Raw genomic sequence first — 16,040 nt, 5'->3', positions numbered from 1 at the left:
GGACACGACATCCACCGCTGTGTGTAAATGATGAGGCCGCAACCGCGCTGTTGACCGAGGCTCGCTTCGCACGGGTAACATCGTGCATCTAGCTGGCGGGCGCCCGCTCCCGCTCAAAGCGGCGCGAAAAGCCCGCGCCCGTCGAAGATGGCCGATCGAACGCAAATCGCGCTTGCGCTGGCGTTATGGATGATCGTTGGCGCGGCAGCGTTCGTGGTTTACGAGTCTCTGCCCGCCGAGGTGGCCGGCTACCAGGACTTCAAACCCTACCATGGCGGAGCGCTGGCGTTGCGGCGCGGTGTCGATCCCTACGGCGGAGATTTCGCGGCGGTCTTCGCGAAGTTGGGCGATCCGATGGGCAAGCTGTCGGCATGGGAGCGCGCCGAACCGCAACTTGATACTCCCGCCTGGCTGCTGCTCTTCGAGCCGTTCACGTTTCTTGAGCCCCCGGATGCCTATCGCGCGTGGGCCGCGTTCAACCTGCTATGTCTTGGGGCTGCGCTCCTGATTCTAATCCGCGAGCTCGGACCGTCCGGCGCGCCTGGATGGACGGTCGCGGCGGCGATGCTGCTCTACCCGCCGATCGCAATCAATTTCTGGTTCGCGCAGAGCGAAATCGTGCTGCTGCTGATCTTCGTGCTGGCGCTGGCGGCAGTCCGCCGCCAGCATCATGGCGTTGCCGGCGCGATTCTCGCCGCCGCGGCGTTGCTCCGCGCCTATCCGCTCGGGATGTTCGGTTACCTGGTCGCGCGGCGCGCCTGGCGCGCCTGCGGCTACTTCATCGGCACGTCGATACTCGGTTGTGCGGCGGTGGTTGCGTCTGCGGGGTTCGCGCCGGCGGCAAGCTTCGTGCGCGTCGCGGCGGGCGCATTGCTGACGCACTCAAGCGGGGTGCCCGCCGGCCTGCTGAAGCATCCGGCGAATCTCAACCTAGGCGCGTTCGTGCACCTTGTGGCGGGCGATCGCGGATGGGCGTCCGCCGCGGCGCTCGCGATCGAGTTGGCCGCGGCCGCCTTCGTTGCGGCCGCCGCGCCCGGCGACGACCGCTACGGCTGCGGCTTCGCGCTCTGGCTGGTCGTGATCACGATGCTCTCGCCGGTCGCGTGGCCGCAGTTCCTCGTTTGCCTGGTGCCGCTCTATGTGGGAATCGCGGCGGCCCGGTATGAAAAGCGGCTGCCGCGGCGAGTGCTGAACCTTGCCGGCGCGAGCTATCTGGCGGCATTGCTGATGGGCGGCCCGTTGGGGTTTCTTGCTCGCGGCCTCGCGCGCACGAGCGCTCCGCACCTGCATTTTTCATACTTTCTGCCGGCGGAAGCGGCGTTCGTCTCTCTCGTGTGCGCCTATTTCGCCGCCTATTTTGCCGCTCATTTCGAGTCATCGAGCGCGGCCGCCTCGAGATGCAGCCAGGAGCAGAGGGGAGGGCGGTCAGACCTCGCGCCGTCTCGAATTAGGCCGCGATCTGTAGGACGATGAGGCAGCGGATAGTGGCCGGCGTGATGCGCCCGGCGGCGTCGCTCATTGCCGCGCGCTTAGCTCGGGCCACATCAATCGACAGGAGGGCGAGCATCGATGTCAAAGGATGATTTCTCGGGCATCGGCGAGGTGATTCGCAAGGCCAGCGAGGCGTTCGCGGATACGCTCTCGGCGGTGAACAAGGCGGTCATGGATTTTGGCGCGCAGGCCGGCGCCTCCGCCGACCGCGAGCAGATGGTCGAGACGTGGCTGCGCGCCGCGCGGATGAGCAAGGACGGGATGGTGAATGCGCTTGAGCAGGGCTTCCAGTGGTGGGAGCGGCAGATCCGCGATCAGGTGCGCCGCAGCGCCGGGGCCAGCGCGGAAAAGCGCGGCACCAATCCGATGGAGGCGTGGGCGGAGAACTGGCGCAAGGCGACCGAGGCGTTCGGCGCCTCGGATAAATGGACCGAGGAGGCGCGCAAGCAGGCCGAGTCGGTCCAGAAGACGCTGCAGGACGGGCTTCGCGCGTGGCAGCGGATGTGGGAGCCGGAGCGGAAATCGAAAGAATAAATGAGCCCGAATCGCAGCTCGGCGATCGCGGCTCAGAGATTGTTCTTGTAGTCGAGGTCGACGAAACGGTCGATTTTGGCTTCCGCGTCCGCGCCGTCGCTCGCGCGGGCCAGGTATTTGCCCCATGAAAAGGGGATCCGTGCGCTCCAGCTCTCGGGCTTCCAAAGCTGCGATCGGATGAGGGCCTTCGCGCAGTGGAAGAAGCACTCGCGCACGCTTATCCGGATCGCAAGCTGGGGCGCCGAGCCGTTGGCGGCGAGCCGCGCGAGCAGCGCCGGATCCACGATCAGTTCGGCCGTCCCGTTCACCCGCAGCGTCTCGTCGGTGCCGGGAACCATGAAGATAATCCCGACCCGGGAAGTCTCGAGGATGTTCTGCAGGCCGAAGAGCAGCTTGTTGCCCTTGCCATCAGGGATCACCAGGGTGCGCGGATTTTCGACCGCGACGAAGCCGGGCGCACCGCCCTTGGGCGAGACGTCCTGATTGCCCGCCGAGTCCGCCGTTCCAAGCACCAGGAAGGGCGAGCGGGCGATGAAGCCGGTTGCCGTCTCATCGAGCGCGGTGAGCAGCTTGCGCGGGGTGGCCGGATGCGGTTCGCCGAGGAGCGCGCGCAGTTGCTCGATGCTGGTAATCCGATGGCTGGCAATCCGATGGTCGCCGGAGTTTTCCATTTTCGATGCTCCCCTCGCGTCCGCGCCGCGCATCGATCAGCCTCTAGCATTTAGCGCCGCCGCCGAACAGCACCCGCGGTCCATGCGCGCCGCCACCGCACCCCTTGTATGTAGCGGAAGTAGTAGAACCATCAACAGACGTGGCGCGGCAGGCCGGTGCACCTCTGGGGAAAGTACCCCGTCTAGCAGCGAAGGTCGCCGCGCCTTCACGGCGCTCAAGCCCGAACGGTTGTAAGGGAAGGAAATCCCGGATTGCAAGGCTGGGCAAGCAGCGCGATGAGGTGCGGTGATGGCGGATGCAAAACGGTTTGTCGGGATCGACGTGGCCAAGGCGCAGTTGGACGTGGCGCTGGGGCCTAAGGGAGAGCGCTTTGCGGTGGCCAACGACGAGCGCGGAATCAGCGCGTTGCTTAAGCTACTTGAACCCGCTGACTTAATGATTATCGAAGCGACCGGCGGTCTGGAGGTGCCCGTCGCCAGCGCGCTGGCGACGGCGGGAATCGGGGTGGCCGTGGTCAATCCACGCCAGGTGCGCGACTTCGCGCGTGCCACGGGGCGGCTGGCCAAGACCGACGCGCTCGACGCACAAGTGCTGGTGCGCTTTGGCGAGGCGGTTAAACGCCAGGTACGAGCGTTGCCGGACGCGCAGGCCCAGGCGCTCGAAGCTCTGGTCAACCGCCGGCGCCAACTGGTTGAGATGCTTACGGCGGAAAAGAACCGCCGGGCCAACTCGCCCAAGGTGATCCATAAAAGCATCGATGAGCACATCCGCTGGCTGGAAAAGAGGCTTGCCGGGTTCGACGACGAACTCGCCGGCCTGGTCCGCGAGACCCCCATCTGGCGCGAGCGCGACGAGTTGCTCCGCTCGGTGCCCGGAGTCGGCAAGGTGCTCTCGACCACCCTCCTCGCGCACTTGCCCGAGCTGGGCGCACTTAATCGCAAACAAATCGCCGCGCTGGCCGGACTGGCGCCCTTTAGCCGCGACAGCGGTGGCCTGCGCGGCAGCCGTTGTATCTGGGGCGGACGCGCCCAGGTCCGGCGCGTCCTGTACATGGCCGCGGTCTCCGCCGTTCGTTCCAATCCAGTCATCAAGAATTTTTACGCCCAGTTGCGGGCACGCGGTAAATACCCTAAATCGGCTCTCACCGCCTGCATGCGCAAGCTACTCGTGATTCTCAACTCCATGCTGCAAAACAAAACTCACTGGCACGCCACCGCGCTCATGTCCTCTACCTCAGCCCTTTCACCCCTCTTGAGCGCGGTTTCTGAACACGGTTGCTGCTAGCGCAATTCACTCGCCAGCGCGCGCATCGCCGCGCCCAGCAACTCCACTTCCTCGTCGCTGGTCCAGGGCGAGTAGGTCACGCGAAAGCCGTTGGGCTCAAACGGCGGGCGCTGCGGCTTGATCGCGACGCCAAAACGCCGGAGCGCCGCCTCGGCGAAATCTCCCGATCGCACCTGTGGCGGCAGGGCGTAGGCGAGGATTCCGGGCGCGTGCGCGCCGTCCCATCGCGCCGCGGTATTTTCGTACAGTCCGTCGAGCGTCGCGCTGATTCGCTCGCGCAGCCGCATCAGGGTATCGACGCGAAAGGGAAATTCCTCGGCGCAAGCGTTTAGCGCTTCGGCCATCCCGGCGAATGCCGCGCAGTTGAGCGTGCCGGATTCGAGTTCGCCGCCGCCCCCGCGGAGAAAATCCGGCCCCGTCCAGGCGAGAGTGTTGGCGCCGAGAAAACGCGCGCTGGTCCAGAGCCCACCCGTGCCCGTCGGGCCGAAGAGCCATTTGTGGCCCGTGTGCGCGTACGCCCAGGCCTTGATTCGCGTCACGTCGACCGCGACCTGTCCCAGCGCCTGTGCGCCGTCGACGATATACGGGATCTCCTGTTGTTCGAGGATTGCTCCCGCTTCTTCGACCGGCATCACGCGCCCGTCCTTGCACGAGACCTGCGAGAACACGACGAAGCCGGGACGGCGCCGACGGATCAGTTCGCTAAGCTTGTCGAGAAACTCGGCCGGGGAGCCGGACGCGATCGTTGCGACCTCGATGCCGCGCGCAGCGAGGCGCGCGAGCGGCCAGATGACGCACGGATGCTCCTGGTCGGTGGTGACGACGGTTGCGCCCCCGCCGAGCGTCGCGCCGAGGATGCTTAGCGCAAGGTTGAGAGCGGTTGAGGAGTTGGGCAGCAGCGTGACGCCGCCGCTCTCGCCCGCGCCGAGCAACGCGCGCGCCGCAAGACGCGCCCGCTCCAGCGTGGCCTCGAGCAGGCGCCATCCGTCCTCGCAGAAGAGCAGGCGCGCGAACTCGCGATCGGCGGCTTTTACTCGCTTGACCACGCGATCGCAGGGCCGAGCCAGGCCGCCCTGGTTGAAGTAGGCTTTGACCGTGGTGCGCCTGGGCATCGGGAAAACTTCGCTCTCCGAACCGCGTGTGCCGCGCCCGGTTTCGTTCAGGGCGTCTTCGCCCGGCGCGCCGTCGGGTCGAAGAGGCTCTCTTCGCGCGGCGGCCCGCCCCACAATCGGCGGCAGAGCGCGTAGGCGGGATACGTCGTTGCCGCGAGCGCGACCGCGACGATGAAGTCGGTCTTGATGCCGCCCTGGCTCAGGGCGAGGCCGAAGGTCGCGCACCACGTCAGCATCGGCAGCGCCGCGACCAGATAAAGTCCGGTCCTCCCGCCGCCGATCATGAACAGGCCGTCGCGCACGGGGCGCCGCCGGCGCATCGCCAGCAGCGCGCCCAACTCAAGCGCCAGCGCGCCCATGTAGAAGAAGACGTCGAGAATCACCAGGGTGACGAAGCCGAGCGGCACCAGCATCGTGAAGAGCACGCAGCAGGCGAGGATCGATTTGCCCGGCGTCGCGGTGACGCGCCAGATATCGGCGAGCCATCGCGGCAGATAGCTCTCGCGCGCCAGCACGAACGGCATCCGCGACACCCAGAGCAGCGCGGCGGTGAAGATCGAAAACGCCGACACCATCCCGCCGAGCGCCAGCGCCGCGCCCAGCGCCGGGCCGCCAAGCTGCCGCCCGATTTCGGAGTACCATCCGGTCACCCACTTGGCGCCGCTGCTCGCGCCCGAGAGGGCTACGCCGAGCGGCAACAGGTAGCCGAACACTACCATCGGCAGTGCGATGGCGAGTGCCCATTGGTAGGTGCGGCGCGGGTCGCGAATTTCGCCCGCGATCACGCTCGCGTTTTCCCATCCGCTGAAATTCCAGATGATGATCGTGAATCCGCCGCCGAGCGCAAACGCGAAGTCCGGTCCGAAAATCCGCCCGCTCGGCGGACGCCATTGCACGAGGTGGCCGAAGCCGAGTATCACCAGCGCCGCGAACGGCGCCAGCAGCAGCGCCGTCAGCGCGATCGCGCTCTCGCCGGCGGGCCGCACGCCGAGGAAGTTGAGCAGGCCGGCGAGCCATACCAGCGCGATCCCGACCACGAGCTGGCCGGCGGTGCCGAGCGGATACAGGAAGGCCAGGTAAGCGCTGAACAGGACCGGGTAGATCGCCATGTCCACCGCCGTATAGAGCAACGTCAGATAAGCCTCGGCAAAGCCCGGGAACGGCCCGAGCGCCTCCTTGACCCAGAAATAGAAACCGCCCTCGACCGGCATCAGCGCATTCAGCTCGGCCGCCATCAACGCCGTCGGTATGCTGAGCGTGAGCGGCACCGTCACGCAGAGCAACAGCGTGAGACGCGGACCTGCGATCCGCACCGCATCCTCGGTCCCGTACGCACCGCCGCTTACCACCAGGTAGACGACGCAGATGAGCGAGAGCAGACCGAGCTTGCCCCCCTGCATCGCGATCGCGGTGCGCGCGCCTTGTGGCGCGACAGCCCCCGGGGCCATACCGCGGCCCGCGGAACCGCTACGATCCGGGCTCGGTTGTCTCATCAGGGGTAGGCTCTAGCCGAGCGTCGGCGCGGGCACAAGGCTCGTGGGATTGCGCAGGGGTGGGTTCGCGCGCAAGACTTATAAGCGGTGCAGATTCGACGTATAGTAAAGGCGCCGGTCTGCAACGGCGCGTACGGTCGAGCTTAAAAAATCCTTTGCCATCGAGTCATTTGTCTTTGTGCTAATCGCAAAACAATCCGATCTGCGCGATCGCTCGCGCTTGGTTAATCTGTCGCCGCATCGCCTCTGGCGCCCGCTTGCGGTCGCGCTCGCCGCCGCGGCGGCGTTGATGCTTGGCGCCGGATGCGCGCAGCGGGCGTCAGGCACGAGGCTTCAGCCCGCTGGCGCGGCGTCCGCCGGTTCGCCCGGCCAGGCCGACGCGCAACAGTCGCCGTTCGGCGGCAAGCCGGCGGTGGATATTCCGCCGCAGGCCAAGGCGATGGGCGCGTTCCTGCAGGCCGAGGTCGCGACCGAAGAGGGCGACCGCACCGAAGCGCTGAAAGCGCTCGAGGAAGCCGTGCAGTACGACCCGGGCAACGCCACGCTGCGCGTGACGCTGGCGACGCTTTACGTGCGTGACGGCCGTCTCGCGGATGCGCGCGTGCAGGCCGATCAGGCGGTCAAGCTCGAGCCGGGCTCGGCGCGCGCCCTGCTGCTGGCGGCCGGAATCGACTCGGCGCTGGGCGACGATGCTACCGCCGAGCAGGATTACAAGGAAGTGATCCGGATTTCCCCCAAGAACCAGGAGGCCTACCTGTTCCTGGGCACGCAGTACGCCAAGCGCGGCGACTATGAAGAGGCGCGCAAGGTGTTCGAGCAGTTGATTGCGCTCGACCCGCAATCTTTCCTGGGCTACTACTACGCCGGGCGCACGATGCTGGCGGCGGGCAACTACTCGGCCGCCGACCGCTACTACAGCAAGGCGCTCGATCTGAATCCGCAATCAGAGCTCGCCCTGCTCGATCTCGCCACGCTGCGCGAGGACCAGGGGCGGCGCGACGACGCGGTCGCCATCTACAAGAAGGTCCTGCAGATCAATCCCAACGACGATCGCGCGCACCGGCGCCTCGCCGAACTGTACTTTGCCGCGCATGCCTCGTCCGAGGCTCCGGTAAAGCCGGCGCCCGCGCCCGAGAAGGTCGAAATCAGTCCGAGCGACACGCGCACCAAGATCGGGCTTCTGTATTTCGAGCGCGGCGACTTTGACCGCGCGGCCACCGAGTTCAACCTGGTGCTCGGCGCCGAGCCCGACAACTACCGCGTCCACTACTATCTCGGCACCGCCTACAGCGAACTCACCGACTACGACAAGGCGGCCAAGGAGTTCGAACGGATTCCCGAGAGCAGCGAGCACTACGTCGAATCGCGCCTGCAGCTCGCCTACATCTACGACAAGCAGCACGAGTACGATCAGGCGCTTACCGCGCTCAACCAGGCGCTGGCCAAGAAGCCCGACGATACCGAGATTCTGGGCTTTACCGTCGGCGTCTACCAGGAAAAGAAGGACTATCCGACCGCGATCAAGCTTGCGCAGCGGATGGTCGCGCTCGCGCCGAAGAACGACAAGTACCACTTCACGCTCGGCGCGCTGTATGACGAGAGCAAGCAGCGCTCGGCCAGCATTGACGAGATGCGCAAGGCGATCGAGCTGAATCCGAAGAACGCGCAGGCGCTCAACTACCTCGGCTACACCTTTGCCGAGGACGGCGAGCATCTTGACGAGGCCGAACGGCTGGTCAAGCGCGCCCTCGCGATCGAGCCCGAAGATGGTTTCTATATCGACAGTCTCGGATGGGTCTATTATCGCAAGGGCGAATACGGCAAGGCGGCGGAGCAGCTCGAACGCGCGGTCAACCTGACCGGCGACGATCCGACGATCACCGAGCATCTGGGCGACGCCTACGCCAGGTTGGGCCGCGCCGAACAGGCCGGGCAACAGTACGAGGATGCGCTCAGGCGCTCCTCCGACCAGGAGCAGATGGCGCGGCTCAAGGGAAAGTTGCAGGCCCTGCGCAATGTCGGCAGCGCGAGTCACTGACAGGTTTAATTCCGGCTCGCCGCATCCGCCGCGCCGTCGCGCGCGCGCCGCTGCAGTAGTGGCCGCGCTCGTGCTCGCGCTCGGCCAGCTTTCAGCGTGCGCGCTCACCTCGAGTGCGCCGCCGCCCGCGCCAACGCCCGTCGCCATTACCCCGGCCGCCACCGCGATGATCGCGGCGCTCGCCGATCGCGAGCGCTCGCTGCACTCGATCCAGAGCGGAGCGATCATGGACTACAGCGCCGCCGACGGCCATCACTTCCGCACCCACGAAGAGATCGCGCTCGCGCGCCCGGCCAGCATGCGGGTCGAGGCGATCGCGCCCTTCGGCGCCACGATGGTGCTCGCGGCGGACGACGCGGGGCGGCTCATGATTTTCGATCCGGGGAAAAACGTCCTGATGAGCGGGGGCGCGAACGCCGCGACACTCGAGCGCTACGTGCGGATTCCGCTCGAGCCGCCGGCCGCGGTTGACCTGCTGATGGGGCTTGCGCCCGATCCGTCTCAGCTCTCGGTGCCGCCCGATTCGGTCGCCGATGCGGACGGGATGACGGTAGTGACGTGGCGCACCGCCGACGGCGGCACGCGCGATCTCGGTTTCACCGGCGGGCAGCTTGCGATGGTGCGAGAGCGCGACAAGGCCGGCGTCCAGCGCTATGACGTTCGCTACAGCGACTGGCGCGACGCGGGCGGCGCCAACTTTCCGCACAAGGTCCAAGCCGGCTTTCCTGGGAGCAACCTCACGCTCCGTTACAACGCGCCCGCGCTCAATCCCACGCTCGCGCCCGCCCTCTTCGTTCTGACGCCGGCGCCGGGTACCCGGATGATTATCATCGACGGGGGCGCGGTGGCGGGAGTGGCCGGCTGAACGCACGCCGATGAGGCTTGGCCGCGCGCTCGCCGTCTGGCTCTGCTCCGCGCTCGTGGCGGCGGCCGCGCTCGCAATGTCCGGATGCCGCGTGCAGCAGCCGCCGAGCCAGCACGAACGCGAGCAGATTCTCTACCAATCGACCATCAGCGACCCGCGCACGTTTAATCCGATCCTGCTCACCGATTCCGCCTCGGGCGAGGTGGTCGGCGATCTGTTCGAGGGGCTGGTCAGGATAAATCCGAAAACGACGCTGCCGGAGCCGGGCCTTGCCGAGAGCTGGGAACTTGGCGACGGCGGCAAGACGATCGTTTTTCATCTGCGCCGCGGCGTCAAATGGTTCGACGGGCAGCCGTTCACCGCGCGCGACGTGGTCTTTACGATGCGCGTGATTTACGACCCGCGCGTGCCGAATATCGAAGAGCCGAGCCTCACGGTTGACGGCAAGCCGCTCAAGGTCGAGGCGCTCGACGACTACACGGTGCGGATGACGATGCCGCGGGTGTTCGCGCCGCTGCTCTACGCGATCGGCGTTCCGATCGTGCCCGCGCATCTGCTCGAGACCGCGCTCGAGGCCGGCAAGTTCAATCACACCTGGGGCATCAACACGGCGCCGGACAAGATAGTCGGCCTGGGGCAGTTCGAGATGGCGCGCTATGTCCAGGCGCAGTTCGTCCATTTCAACCGTAATCCCGACTATTGGATGCGCGACGAGCGGGGCGAGCGGCTGCCGCGGCTGCATGGCGAGACGTTGCAGATCGTGCCCGACGGCAACGCGCAGTACCTGCGCTTCCTCGCCGGGCAGATCGACACCTACAGCCCGCGTCCCGAGGAAGTCGTCGATCTGCGGGACAAGCAGAAGCAACTCGGGATAACGCTCAAGGAAATCGGGATCGATACGGGCTCGCTGTTCTTCGCCTTCAACCGCAACCCCAAACACTACATCCGCAACGGCGTGACCGACCCCAGGTACCACTGGTTCACCGACCTCCGCTTCATGCGCGCGATCGCGCACGCGGTGGACAAGCAGGGGATGATCAATCTCTGCTTTCACGGGCTCGCCGTGGCGGCGGTCTCCGACATCTCGCCGGCCAACAAGGTTTTCTACAATCCCAATCTCAAGGACTACGATTACAGTCTCAAGGAAGCGGCCGACCTGCTAGAGGCGGCGGGGTACCATCTGAAAAACGGCGTGCGCTACGACCCCGACGGCAACCGGCTGGAGTTCAATCTCGCGACCAACACCGGAGTCAACGTGCGCGACGAGATGTGCGTCATCCTGCAGCAGGACCTCTCGCGCATCGGGATCAAGGTCAACTACCGGCCGCTCGAATTCACCACGCTGGTCGACAAGCTCGACTCGACCTACGACTGGGACGTGGTGCTGATCGGCTTTACCGGCGGAATCGAGCCCAACAACGGCGCCGACTTCCTGCGCTCGTCCGGCGCGCTGCATCTGTGGTATCCGAAAGAACCCGCGCCGGCGACGCCGTGGGAGGCCGAGATCGATCGGCTGCTGGAAGAGGGCACGATGGTGATGGATCCGACGAAGCGCGCGCCCTACTACTGGCGTATCCAGGAAATCCTCCACGACCAGCTGCCGATCATCGAGACCGTGCGGCAGGAGCGCTACGAGGCGTGGAAGAACACGCTCGAGAATTTCCAGCCGACGGTGTGGGGCAACTACAAGCCCGAGTGGATCGAGTTCCGGCCCGAGTAGCCGCGGGCCGCGCAAGCGATGGCCAGGTTCCTGACAAAGCGCCTGCTCAACATGATCCCGCTGATCGTCGGGATCACGTTCCTCTCGTTCCTGGTGATGTCGCTCGCGCCGGGCAACTTTCTCACGAACCTAAAGCTCAATCCGGCGATCTCGCCCCAGGTGATTCGCCAGCTCGAGGCGCAGTTCGGCCTCGATCAGCCGCTGCTCGTGCGCTACGCGAAGTGGCTGTGGCAGGTGATGCATCTCAATCTCGGGCTCTCGATGAGCTACCGGGTCAACGTGACCTCGCTCATCGCAGCGCGCGCGTTCAACACCGTGATCCTGGCGCTCGCGAGCATGATCTTCGCCTGGGCGGTGGCGATCCCGATCGGCATCGTGGTCGCGGTCAAGCAGAACTCTATCTGGGACCGCGTGCTCTCGTTCCTCGCCTTCTTCGGGATGTCGGTGCCGAATTTTTTTCTCGCCTTCCTGATGATGTATTTGGCGCTGCGCACCGGATGGTTTCCCGTCGGCGCCACGTTTTCGCCCTACTACGAGAGCCTCGGCACCTGGGGCCGCATTGCCGACCGCATCAACCATCTCATCCTGCCGGTGTTCGTGCTCGGCGTGGCGGGAATGGCGTCGCTGATGCGCCTGATGCGTTCGCAAATTCTCGAGATCAAGAATTCCGAGTTCGTGCGCACGGCGCGCGCCAAGGGATTGCCTGAGCGGGTCGTGATGTACAAGCACGTGCTGCGCAACGCGCTCAATCCGTTCGTCACGCTCGCGGGCTACGGACTCGCCGACCTGCTGGGCGGTGCGGCGCTGATCGAAGCCGTGATGAACCTGCAGGGGCTGGGTCTGCTGCTGCTCGACGCGGTGCGCTCGCTCGACATCTATCTCGTGATGGGCTCGGTGCTGATGGGCACCGTGCTGCTGCTGCTGGGCAATCTGCTCGCGGATATCGCGTTGGTGATGGTCGATCCGCGCGTCGATTTCTCCTCGCTGAGCGCGGATTGAGCATGGCGGCTTCTCACGCAGCGCTCCCCGGCAATCGCGCGCAGGCCTCGGCGCCGGCGCGGTCGGGGGCCTCGCGCGCGCGCAGGATAAGCGGCGCGCTGGGGCGTGAATGGCGGCGCGCGTCGTGGGTAGTGCGGCTTTCGATCGTCTGTCTGCTGACGTTCTATGTTTTCGCCGCGGCCTCACCGCTGATCGCGCCCTACGATCCGATCCGCCAGTATCGCAATCTGCCCGATTGCCCGCCGATGCGGCTCCATCTGGCGCCGCCGGCCGAGTGGGGGCGCGGATTTTTGTACGCGCATCCGATGCGCCTCAGCGATGCAGCCGCCCGCCTCTACGCGCCCGAGCTTGCGCACAAGACCTACGTGCGCTTTTTTCACGACGGCCATCTCTTCACCACCGAGTCGCCCGACGCTCCCTGGTTCATCATGGGCAGCGACGGGCTCGGCCGCGATCTCTTTTCGCGAATCGTTTACGGTGCGCGCGTCAGCATGTGCATTGGCCTGATCGGCGTCTTCATCACCTTCTCGCTGGGCATCGTGGTGGGCGCGTTCTCGGGCTACGTCGGCGGGCTGACCGACAATCTGATCATGCGCTGGTCGGAGATCGAAATGTCGCTGCCCTCGTTCTATTTCCTGCTCGCGCTGGCCGCCGTGATTCCGTCGGGCGTAAGCCCGGTGATGACCTTCTTTATGATCGTCGCGATCATGAGCTTCATCGGCTGGGCCGGTTTCGCCCGGATCATCCGTGGAATGGCGGCTTCGGTGCGATCGCGACCGTACGTCGAAGCGGCGCGGGCGCTCGGCGCCTCCCGCACGCGCCTGATTTTCCTCCACGTCATCCCCTCCGTGATCGGCTACGCGATCGTCGCCGCGACGCTTTCGATTCCCGGCTTCATCCTGGGCGAGAGCGCGCTCTCGCTGCTCGGCCTGGGGATCCAGGAGCCGGCCGCAAGCTGGGGCAATCTGCTGGCGCAGGCGCAGGACGTACAGAACCTCGCGCGCTATCCGTGGATCCTGATTCCGGGCGTTTTCATTTTCCTGACCGTAATGTCATTCAACTTCCTCGGCGACCATCTGCGCGATCGCCTCGACCCGGGCAACCTGGGCTAGGTGGCGTCCGCGGCGGCGTCTGAGGCCGTCGAAAATCTGACGAGAGGTGATCCGGAGATGAGCGGCAACGACGAACTTATGTGGCTCGACGCGACCGGGCAGGCCGAGCTCGTCGCGAAAGGGACGGCCAAGCCGGCCGAACTGGTCGAGGCCGCGATCGCGCGAATCGAGCGGCTGAACCCACGGCTCAATTGCGTCATCTTCACGCGCTACGACAAGGGGCGGGCGGAGGCGCGCGAGCGCGACGCCCTCCCCGACGGCCCCTTTCGCGGCGTGCCATTCCTGATGAAAGATCTGCTCCAGACGACGGAGGGTGAACCATTCAGCTGGGGATGGAAACCCTTCAAGGAGGCGAAACTGGTGGCGGCCGCGACCTCGTATGTTGCGGCCAAGTTCCGCGCATCCGGCCTGATTACGCTTGCGCAGAGCACGGTGCCCGAGTGGGGCGCGACGCTCTCGACCGAGACGCGCGCCTGGGGCGCGACGCGCAATCCGTGGAACGCTGCGCGGATCGCCGGCGGCTCAAGCGGGGGCGCCGCGGCGGCGGTCGCCTCGGGGATGGTGGCGATCGCGCATGGGAACGACGCCGGCGGCTCGGTGCGGATTCCGGCGTCGTTCTGCGGGCTGGTCGGGCTGAAGCCCTCGCGCGGCCGAACCTCGCTCGGGCCCGCGCACGCCGAGTTTTGGCACGGGCTCTGTGAAGAGGGCGCGCTGGTGCGCTCGGTGCGCGACGCCGCGGCCGCGCTCGACGTGATCGCGGGCTACATGCCCGGCGATCCGTGGACCGCGCCGCCGCCCGCGCGTCCGTTTCGCGACGAGGTTGGCCAGGCGCCGGGCCGTCTCAGGATCGGCTTCATGGATCGCGCGCCGGCCTGCCATCCCGGGCTTCATCCGGAGTGCGCGGCGGCGGTGCTCGGCGCGGCGAAGCTGCTCGAGTCGCTAGGCCATCGGGTCGAGCGGAATTCGCCGGCGGTGCTTGACGATCCCACGCTGACCTCGGCGTTCGGCCGCGTCGTCGCTGGCGGTGTCGCGCGGCAGGCGGCTGCGGTCGAGCCGATGCTCGGGCGTGCGGTCGGCCCGGACGATTTCGACGAGTGGACGTGGTTTCTGGTCGAGCGCGGTCGGCGCATCAAGATCGTTGAGTACCTGGCCGCTTGCGAATGGTTCAACCATTTCTCGCGCGCGGCGGCCGGATGGTGGAGCGGCGGATTCGACGTGCTGGTGACGCCGACGATGGCCATGCCCGCACCGGAGCTGGGAATTTTCAAAACCCGCCCGGGCGAGCATCCGCGCAACGTCGGCGTGCGCCTGAACGAGGTCAGCCCGTTCACCGCGCCGTGGAATATCGCGGGCCAGCCCGCGATCTCGCTGCCGCTGCACATGACGCCCGACGGATTGCCGGTCGGCGTGCAGCTGGTCGCGGCTTACGGACGCGAAGATCTCCTGCTGCGGCTGTCCTCGCAGCTCGAGCAGGCCGCGCCCTGGGCGGATCGCCATCCGCGGGTGCAGGCTTAGGCAACCGCTGGGAACCTATTCCTGAGGTTATAAGTTGGAAATTGCTTTACGAAAGTTCGCCGCAACTTTCTTTTCAGTCATCCCGAGCGAAGGCTGCCGGAGTCGAGGGACCCGGGATTCTTTTTTGTGCCGGGGCAGCGGCAACGAAGGCTGGGAAAGATCGGGATCCTTCGACTCGCGCAGCGCTCGCTCAGGATGACAGTCGCCGCTATGAAGGCGTGGAAAGATTGGGGGGGGCCTTCGACCCGTGCAACGCTCGCGCACGAAACCTTTGCTCGAAATTCACAAACCTCTCACAATGATCCAGGCGAGAGCTATGTCGCAGGCCAGGAATGATGAAAAAGCGTTGCGCTGGATGATAGGTTAAGGCCCGCGTGCAGCCGCTTCTGGAAGTCAGGGATCTGCGAACCTCGTTCTTCACCGACGCGGGCGAAGTGCGCGCCGTCGACGGCGTGAGCTTCGCGGTCGAGCCGGGCAAGCTGATGGGACTGGTCGGCGAGTCCGGCTCCGGCAAGACGGTGAGCGTGCTTTCGGTGATGCGGCTTTTGCCCGAGAGCGCGCGCGTGGTCGGCGGCGCGGTGATGTTCGAGGGGCGGAATTTGCTGGAGCTCAGCGAGCCCGAGATGCGCGCGGTGCGCGGAGCGAAGATCGCGATGATCTTCCAGGAGCCGATGACCTCGCTCAACCCGGTGCTGCCTGTCGGCAGCCAGATCGCCGAGACGCTGATCCTGCATCGCGGGCTCGATCGCGCCGCGGCCGAGGCGGAGACCATCCGCCTCCTGGAGAAGGTGCGCATGCCGGCGGCGCGGTCCCGGTTCCACGAGTACCCGCATCGTTTCTCGGGCGGCATGCGCCAGCGCGTGATGATCGCGATGGCCTTGGCCTGCCGGCCCAAGCTGCTGATCGCGGACGAGCCGACGACCGCGCTCGACGTGACGATCCAGAAGCAGATCCTGGAGCTGATCGGCGCGCTGCAGAAGAAGCACGGCATGTCGGTGCTGTTCATCACGCACGACCTCGCGGTCGTCGGCGAGATCGCCGACCACGTCGTCGTCATGCGCAACGGCGAGATCCGCGAGCAGGGCACCGCGCAGCGCGTGTTCGAGGCGCCGGCCGACAGCTACACGAAGGCGCTGCTGCAGTGCCGGCCCCGGCTCGACCGCCGCCCGATGCGGCTGCCGGTGATCGAGGATTTCATGGACGGC

13 protein-coding genes are annotated in these 16,040 nt (G+C 66.3%); 10 read left to right on the top strand and 3 right to left on the bottom strand.

The genetic code is table 11. The features are described from left to right. Positions 1–147: 147 nt before the first annotated feature. Positions 148–1,473 carry a glycosyltransferase family 87 protein gene (locus tag VMI09_04765; GenBank protein ID HTQ23985.1) on the top strand — a complete coding sequence of 442 codons (1,326 nt, stop codon included), beginning with the start codon at positions 148–150 and terminating at the stop codon, positions 1,471–1,473. Between the two features lie 96 nt (positions 1,474–1,569). Continuing rightward, complete coding sequence (locus VMI09_04760) at positions 1,570–2,025, top strand: hypothetical protein (GenBank protein HTQ23984.1); 456 nt, start codon at positions 1,570–1,572, stop codon at positions 2,023–2,025. Between the two features lie 32 nt (positions 2,026–2,057). Here VMI09_04760 and VMI09_04755 read toward each other — a convergent pair whose 3' ends face one another. Continuing rightward, entirely contained in the window at positions 2,058–2,696 is a 639-nt protein-coding gene (locus VMI09_04755; GenBank protein HTQ23983.1) for an MSMEG_1061 family FMN-dependent PPOX-type flavoprotein, read from the bottom strand. Positions 2,697–2,985: 289 nt separating this feature from the next. Here VMI09_04755 and VMI09_04750 point away from each other — a divergent pair, with 289 nt between their 5' ends. Next, a complete protein-coding gene (locus tag VMI09_04750; GenBank protein HTQ23982.1) occupies positions 2,986–3,981 on the top strand; it encodes an IS110 family transposase in 996 nt (331 codons plus the stop codon). Here VMI09_04750 and VMI09_04745 read toward each other — a convergent pair. Together VMI09_04745 and VMI09_04740 are read right to left on the bottom strand one after the other, a co-directional pair. After that, positions 3,978–5,093, bottom strand: a complete 1,116-nt coding sequence (locus VMI09_04745) for an aminotransferase class V-fold PLP-dependent enzyme (GenBank protein ID HTQ23981.1) — start codon at positions 5,091–5,093, stop codon at positions 3,978–3,980. The genes VMI09_04750 and VMI09_04745 overlap by 4 nt on opposite strands. 47 nt (positions 5,094–5,140) lie before the next feature. After that, positions 5,141–6,541, bottom strand: a complete 1,401-nt coding sequence (locus VMI09_04740; GenBank protein HTQ23980.1) for an APC family permease — start codon at positions 6,539–6,541, stop codon at positions 5,141–5,143. 265 nt (positions 6,542–6,806) lie between these two features. Between VMI09_04740 and VMI09_04735 the strand changes: the two genes are divergently transcribed. The 7 genes from VMI09_04735 to VMI09_04705 all read left to right on the top strand — a co-directional run. Beyond that, complete coding sequence (locus VMI09_04735; GenBank protein HTQ23979.1) at positions 6,807–8,624, top strand: tetratricopeptide repeat protein; 1,818 nt, start codon at positions 6,807–6,809, stop codon at positions 8,622–8,624. A 58-nt stretch (positions 8,625–8,682) separates the two neighbouring features. Then, on the top strand, positions 8,683–9,489 hold the full coding sequence (locus VMI09_04730) for a DUF4292 domain-containing protein (GenBank protein ID HTQ23978.1): 807 nt from the start codon (positions 8,683–8,685) through the stop codon (positions 9,487–9,489). A 10-nt stretch (positions 9,490–9,499) separates the two neighbouring features. Continuing rightward, positions 9,500–11,209 carry an ABC transporter substrate-binding protein gene (locus VMI09_04725; protein ID HTQ23977.1) on the top strand — a complete coding sequence of 570 codons (1,710 nt, stop codon included), beginning with the start codon at positions 9,500–9,502 and terminating at the stop codon, positions 11,207–11,209. Positions 11,210–11,227: 18 nt separating this feature from the next. Next, positions 11,228–12,208 carry an ABC transporter permease gene (locus tag VMI09_04720; protein HTQ23976.1) on the top strand — a complete coding sequence of 327 codons (981 nt, stop codon included), beginning with the start codon at positions 11,228–11,230 and terminating at the stop codon, positions 12,206–12,208. A gap of 2 nt (positions 12,209–12,210) precedes the next feature. Next, a complete protein-coding gene (locus VMI09_04715; protein HTQ23975.1) occupies positions 12,211–13,320 on the top strand; it encodes an ABC transporter permease in 1,110 nt (369 codons plus the stop codon). Between the two features lie 57 nt (positions 13,321–13,377). Beyond that, complete coding sequence (locus VMI09_04710; protein ID HTQ23974.1) at positions 13,378–14,835, top strand: amidase; 1,458 nt, start codon at positions 13,378–13,380, stop codon at positions 14,833–14,835. 434 nt (positions 14,836–15,269) lie between these two features. Beyond that, positions 15,270–16,040, top strand: a 771-nt coding sequence (locus VMI09_04705; GenBank protein HTQ23973.1) for an ABC transporter ATP-binding protein, incomplete at its 3' end; no start/stop codon positions are given.

The organism is Candidatus Binataceae bacterium (assembly GCA_035500095.1).
Classification (GTDB): domain Bacteria; phylum Desulfobacterota; class Binatia; order Binatales; family Binataceae; genus JAKAVN01.
This window is presented reverse-complemented; position numbering and strand designations above follow the sequence as displayed.

What these genes read in the sequence shown, in the direction of transcription:
- VMI09_04745 (HTQ23981.1), bottom strand. Translation starts at nt 5,093, where the DNA reads ATGCCCAGGCGCACCACGGTCAAAGCCTACTTCAACCAGGGCGGCCTG.
- VMI09_04740 (HTQ23980.1), bottom strand. Translation starts at nt 6,541, where the DNA reads ATGGCCCCGGGGGCTGTCGCGCCACAAGGCGCGCGCACCGCGATCGCG.
- VMI09_04760 (HTQ23984.1), top strand. Translation starts at nt 1,570, where the DNA reads ATGTCAAAGGATGATTTCTCGGGCATCGGCGAGGTGATTCGCAAGGCC.
- VMI09_04750 (HTQ23982.1), top strand. Translation starts at nt 2,986, where the DNA reads ATGGCGGATGCAAAACGGTTTGTCGGGATCGACGTGGCCAAGGCGCAG.
- VMI09_04715 (HTQ23975.1), top strand. Translation starts at nt 12,211, where the DNA reads ATGGCGGCTTCTCACGCAGCGCTCCCCGGCAATCGCGCGCAGGCCTCG.
- VMI09_04710 (HTQ23974.1), top strand. Translation starts at nt 13,378, where the DNA reads ATGAGCGGCAACGACGAACTTATGTGGCTCGACGCGACCGGGCAGGCC.
- VMI09_04725 (HTQ23977.1), top strand. Translation starts at nt 9,500, where the DNA reads ATGAGGCTTGGCCGCGCGCTCGCCGTCTGGCTCTGCTCCGCGCTCGTG.
- VMI09_04755 (HTQ23983.1), bottom strand. Translation starts at nt 2,696, where the DNA reads ATGGAAAACTCCGGCGACCATCGGATTGCCAGCCATCGGATTACCAGC.
- VMI09_04720 (HTQ23976.1), top strand. Translation starts at nt 11,228, where the DNA reads ATGGCCAGGTTCCTGACAAAGCGCCTGCTCAACATGATCCCGCTGATC.
- VMI09_04765 (HTQ23985.1), top strand. Translation starts at nt 148, where the DNA reads ATGGCCGATCGAACGCAAATCGCGCTTGCGCTGGCGTTATGGATGATC.